1 protein-coding gene and 1 pseudogene are annotated in these 1,641 nt (G+C 72.6%); both read right to left on the bottom strand.

What is annotated here, in order from left to right; all coding sequences use genetic code 11:
• Window positions 1-1,179, bottom strand: a 1,179-nt coding sequence (locus FUT87_RS22915; protein WP_147242504.1) for a serine/threonine-protein kinase, incomplete at its 3' end; no start/stop codon positions are given.
• A gap of 138 nt (window positions 1,180-1,317) precedes the next feature.
• Window positions 1,318-1,641 (bottom strand): annotated as a pseudogene (locus tag FUT87_RS29235) (thioredoxin family protein); the annotation flags it as partial.

Raw genomic sequence — 1,641 nt, 5'->3', positions numbered from 1 at the left:
CTGCGCCGCGCGCTGCTGCAGCAGGTGCAGCAGCGGACCGTAGGGCCGGTCCTGGCCGTACTGGTTGAACTTGGCGGCGGCGAAGTGGCCGCGCTGGGCAAGCAGGCTGCGCTGCGCGGCCAGCACCAGCGCGGTCTTGCCGATGCCGGAGAAGCCTGCCACGGCCACCAGCCCCGGCCCGCCGGCCAGGCCCGACGCGGCCTCGTCGAAGGCCTGCCCGAGCTGCGCCTGCGCCGACTCGCGACCGTAGAGCCGGCCACTGGGCTGGAAGCGCACGGCGGCATCGCCATGGCCGGGTTCGAAGCCGGGCAGGTCGCGGCCCTGTGCCAGCGCCGCCTGGCAGAGTTGCAGGTCCTGGCGCAGGGCCTGATGGCTCTGGTAGCGGCTTTCCGGCTCCTTGTGCAGGCAGTGGGCGACCACCTGAGCCAGCGGCGCGAAGACCTGGTGATTGCGGCTGGTCGCCATCGGCGCGGCGAGCGCCAGGTGCGCATGCACCGCCCGCGCCGGATCGTCGACGCTGAAGGGCGGCGCGCCGGTCAGCGCCTCCAGCAGCGTGGCGCCGAGGCTGTAGAAGTCCGCGCGGTAGTCGACATCGCGGCTCATCCGGCCGGTCAACTCGGGCGCCAGCGTCGCCAGCGAAGCCTCGATCAGCTCGGCGCGCTGGACCAGCGGCCGTTCCCGCTCGATCTCGGCGGCCAGGCCGAGGTCCGCGATCAGCGTCCGGCCGGCCTCGCGGCCCGCGCCGGGCAGCAGCAGCACCTGGCCCGGCCCGAGGTTGCGATGGATCAGACCCTGGCCATGCAGGTGCTGCAGCGCCTCCACCAGATCCAGCGCGATCCGGATCAGCGCGTCGTTGTCCAGCGTGCCGCGCCGCAGGCGCTGCCGCAGCGTCTCGCCTTCCAGCTCGGGCAGCAACAGCGCGGGACGCTGGTCATGCTCGACCAGCGCGCGCGGTCGCAGCACGAAGGCGGGATCCAGGCGCTGGGCCAGTTCATATTCGCGGCGCAGCCGGGCGATGGCGGCCGCGTCCGGCCGGGCGTCGCGCAGGCGCTTGAGCAGCGCCCGCCCGCCCCGGCCGTCGCCGACCTGGAGGACCTCGCTCCGCTGACCCTGATGGATCGTCCGCTCCGCCTGCCAGGCCTCTGGATCGGCCGCCTCCCACGCTCGTCTGTCCGTCATCCCGTCCGCTCTCGGTTGTCGACGGACTGTAACGGGAGACCAGCCCGGCACCGCGTCGCGTCGGCGCCAGTACCGCGACGAATGCGGCCGGAAACGGAAGAAAGCGACAGATCGGCGCGTGGCGCGGCGATCGCCGCGTCAGCTGCCGTACTTGATCGAGCAGCCGTAGGGCTTGGTGCTGGCGTGCGTGATCTTCTTGCCGGCGGCCAGCTCGCCCAGCGCGGTCTTCACGTAGGGATCCGCCTTGGGGATGTCGTCGACCTTGGCGGTGGCGATGCTGTCGATGCCGCCCTTGTAGACCAGCACGCCCTGCGGGTTGACGATGAACAGGTGGGGCGAGGTCTGCGCGCCGTAGCTCTTGCCGATCTGGCCGCTCGGGTCCAGCAGCACCTGCGTCGGCGCGGCGCCGCGGTCCTTGTTCAGCTTGAGCGCGGTCGGCCCGTCCACATGGCCCTGCTGGCC

The sequence above is a fragment of the Mitsuaria sp. TWR114 genome, from assembly GCF_007997345.1.
Note: the sequence above shows the minus strand (reverse complement) of the source record. Positions and strands in the feature narration are given on the sequence as shown.